Raw genomic sequence first — 3,616 nt, forward strand, 5'->3', positions numbered from 1 at the left:
GCCTCACCGTAATGGCAAAGTGCCTCGTGGGCTCCGGCTAAGCCAGAATCACATCTTATGGAATCGTCGGCCCGGACTTGATCCGGGCCTTGGCTTTTCTTTTCAACGCCGCGCGAGAAGAACAGCCCAACCCCGTGTCAAGCACGGGGGGACGCAAAAAAGATCAACGTGAAGTCATCGGAGTCCGCGCGGCGTAACACCAAACCTCACATGTCTCTCCCCTCAAGGGGGTGAGAGTAGAACACCACTGCCGCTCCAAACACTCCTGTCATGCTGAACTCGTTTCAGCATCCATCGTGCCACATACACTGAGCCACGCGCGAGAAGCCCGGCGTCACGGCTGCGCGCTTCGACAACGCTCCGGCTTTGGCTGTGGAATGGATCCTGAAACAAGTTCAGGATGACGGTTTCTGTGAGGCAGGGAATTGGCGGTTAGCTTCTACGTGCCATGTTTGTGTTTCGACGCTTCAGCATGAGCATCAACATGAGGGTCGACAGGGCAAAGCTCTCGAAGCAGACTACTGCGATGAGGTCGTGACCCAAGTCGGCGAAGATAAAAATGACCGTCTCTAGCGCCACCAAGCGGTTAATTATCAACAGTCTCAAGTCGCCGTAATCCGAGGACAACAAACGATCCGACCACGATATATTTCGCAGCTGCTCATTTGAATCAAGATTAAATGAACTAACTGCGATACGAGTTGGCGCATCAAAAAGCGCAAGCACAAAGATAGTTGCGGCAAGTGAGCCTAGGCCGATTGCAGTGGGAAAGACCATAGCTGTGGCCCTCGATCCAAAGACGGCACCGCACAAACCAACAAACGCGCCCAACCAAGCGCCGATCAAAGCGGGCCAAAAGAAAGAATCTGTCCACCGATCAACCATACAAATCAATTTAGCTTCATTTGGCTTTGAATCCTCCGAATGACTGCAGCAGTGCGTTTGTTGCCATTCGCAATTTTAGCACACAACGCCCGTCTCCATCACCCGGCCCGCACAAAGCTATCAATCACCCGCTTCCGGTCCCCACCGTCGAAGTCGATTTCCAGCTTGTTGCCTTCTTGCGCGGCCACGGTGCCATAGCCGAACTTGTCGTGGAACACGCGCGCGCCGACGCTGAGGTCGCTGCGGGGTTTGCTGGCGAAGCTGGCGGCGCTGCGGCCCGGTTCGGCGATGCGCTTGGGGGCGGGGTCGTAGGTGCCCGCCGCCGCGCGCTGCCAGCCGGGGCCGCGGGTCGCGGCGCGGGCGGCCGCGTTGGCGGATTGCGCGCGGGCCACGTCGGCAAAGGGATCGGAATGCTCCGACCATTGCGCGCGCCAGAGCGAGGCGCCGCCCGCCAGCGTGGTTTCGGCTTCGACATGGTCCTGCGGCAATTCGCCCACGAAGCGCGAGGGGATCGAGCTGGTCCATTGGCCATAGATGCGCCGGTTGGCCGCGTGCAGGATCGTGCAGCGCTTGCGTGCACGGGTGATCGCCACATAAGCTAGGCGGCGCTCCTCCTCCAGACTGGCAAGGCCGCCCTCGTCGAGCGCGCGCTGGGAGGGAAACACGCCTTCCTCCCAGCCGGGCAGGAACACCTGATCGAACTCCAGCCCCTTGGCGGCGTGGATGGTCATGACGGTCACCTTCTCGGCGTCAGAGGCGGCGTCGTTGTCCATCACGAGGGAAACGTGTTCGAGGAAATCGCTTAAGCTCTCATACTCTTCCATCGCGCGGGCGAGTTCGGCGAGGTTTTCGAGGCGGCCTGAGGCTTCGGTGCTGCGCTCGGCCTGCAGCGCCGCCGTGTACCCACTTTCGTCGAGCAAAGTGCGCACCAGTTCGGCGGGCACGAGGCTGGCCGAGGCATCGCGCCAGCGTGCAAAATCGCGCATCAGCCCTGCCAAGGTGCCACGCGCACGGGCCGGGAGCTCGTCGCTGTCGCATAATTCGATCGCGGCGGCGGCGAGCGGGATGCCGCGCGTCCGCGCATGGCGGTGCATCTTCTCCAGCGTCTTGTCGCCCAGCCCGCGCTTGGGCGCGTTGTAGATCCGCTCGAACGCCAGATCGTCCGACGGCGAGGCGATCACGCGCAAATAGGCCAACGCATCTCGGATTTCGGCGCGCTCGTAAAAGCGGAAGCCGCCGACGATCTTGTAATTGAGGCCGATCTGGATGAAGCGGTCCTCGAACTCGCGCGTCTGGAACGAGGCGCGCACGAGGATGGCGATTTTCGTCAGCGGGCATCCCTCGCGCTCCAGCCGCTCGATCTCCTCGCCCACGCGCCGCGCTTCCTCGGGGCCGTCCCACACGCCAACGACGCGCACTTTGTCGCCGCCATTGGCCTGCGTCCAAAGCGTCTTGCCCAGCCGCTGCGCGTTCTCCGCGATCAGGCCGGAGGCGGCGGCGAGGATATGCGGCGTGGAGCGATAGTTCTGCTCCAGCCGGACGACCTTTGCGCCCGGAAAATCCTTTTCAAACCGCAGGATGTTGGCCACTTCTGCGCCGCGCCAAGAATAGATCGACTGATCGTCATCGCCCACCACGCAGATATTCTTGCGCTTCTGCGCCAGAAGCCGCAGCCACAGATACTGGACCGCGTTGGTATCCTGATATTCGTCGACCATCACATACTTGAAGCGCGCCTGCCAGCTTTCCAGAACCTCAGCGTGTTTCTTGAAAATGCTCAGCATGTGCATGGTAAGATCGCCAAAATCGCAGGCGTTGATCGCGCGCAATCGGTCTTGATAAAGCGTGTAGAGCCGGGTCCCTTTGCCGCCCGCATAGGCTTCGTTGTCGGCGGCATCGAGCTCGGCGGGGCCAAGCCCCCGGTTCTTCCACTTGTCGATCAGCCCGGCCAGCTGACGCGCGGGCCAGCGCTTGTCGTCGATCTGCTCCAGTTGGATCAGCTGCTTGATCAGCCGCAACTGGTCATCGGTGTCGATGATCGTGAAATTGGCTTGCAGCCCAACCAGCTCGGCATGGCGGCGCAGCATCTTGGCCGCGACCGAATGAAACGTGCCCAGCCACGGCATTCCTTCAACCGCCGGGCCGATCAGCGCGCCCACGCGTTCGCGCATTTCGCGCGCGGCCTTGTTGGTGAAAGTCACGCACAGGATTTCGGAGGGCCACGCCAGCTTCGAGCGCAGCAGATGCGCCAGCCGCGCGGTGAGCGCCGCCGTCTTGCCGGTGCCCGCGCCCGCCAGCATCAGCACCGGGCCCTCGGTTGTCAGCACGGCTTCGCGCTGCGGCGCGTTCAGGCCATCGAGCCAGGCGGTGGCGGAGTCGGATGTGGGGAGCGCGTTCACGTTGGAACGATTAGGGAACGGTGCGCTTCGTTGCAAGGGGCCGCGCATGCCCTGCGTGCCTATTTAGCTCAGCATGCTTATTTGGCCCAGCATGCTTATTTGGCGAGGTATTCCTCGATGTAGTCATCGCGCCGGTGATACGAGCCTTCGCGATTGGCGCGCTCGTTGTGCTTTTCCAGCTCCCACTGGCGTGCTTTTTGCGAGATTTTCTTGGCTGTTTTGGAATCGGCCATCGATTCCACCATCATGGTCGTGCCATAGCCGAGCATGGCGCACGATGCGACTGAGAGCACCCAGATCAGCAGACACCCAGCAAAGATGGTTTTGATCAC

3 protein-coding genes are annotated in these 3,616 nt (G+C 61.4%); all 3 read right to left on the bottom strand.

Annotated elements, in window-relative coordinates; all coding sequences use genetic code 11:
• Positions 1 to 432: 432 nt before the first annotated feature.
• A complete protein-coding gene (locus tag Q0O40_RS15660; RefSeq protein WP_295532036.1) occupies positions 433 to 777 on the bottom strand; it encodes a hypothetical protein in 345 nt (114 codons plus the stop codon).
• A 206-nt stretch (positions 778 to 983) separates the two neighbouring features.
• Positions 984 to 3,284, bottom strand: coding sequence for an ATP-dependent helicase (locus tag Q0O40_RS15665; protein WP_295532039.1), 2,301 nt, complete (start codon positions 3,282 to 3,284; stop codon positions 984 to 986).
• 95 nt (positions 3,285 to 3,379) lie between these two features.
• Positions 3,380 to 3,616 (bottom strand): hypothetical protein (locus Q0O40_RS15670; RefSeq protein WP_295532042.1); only part of this gene is annotated, 237 nt, incomplete at its 5' end.

The sequence above is a fragment of the Novosphingobium sp. Chol11 genome (genome assembly GCF_945870625.1).
Classification (GTDB): domain Bacteria; phylum Pseudomonadota; class Alphaproteobacteria; order Sphingomonadales; family Sphingomonadaceae; genus Novosphingobium.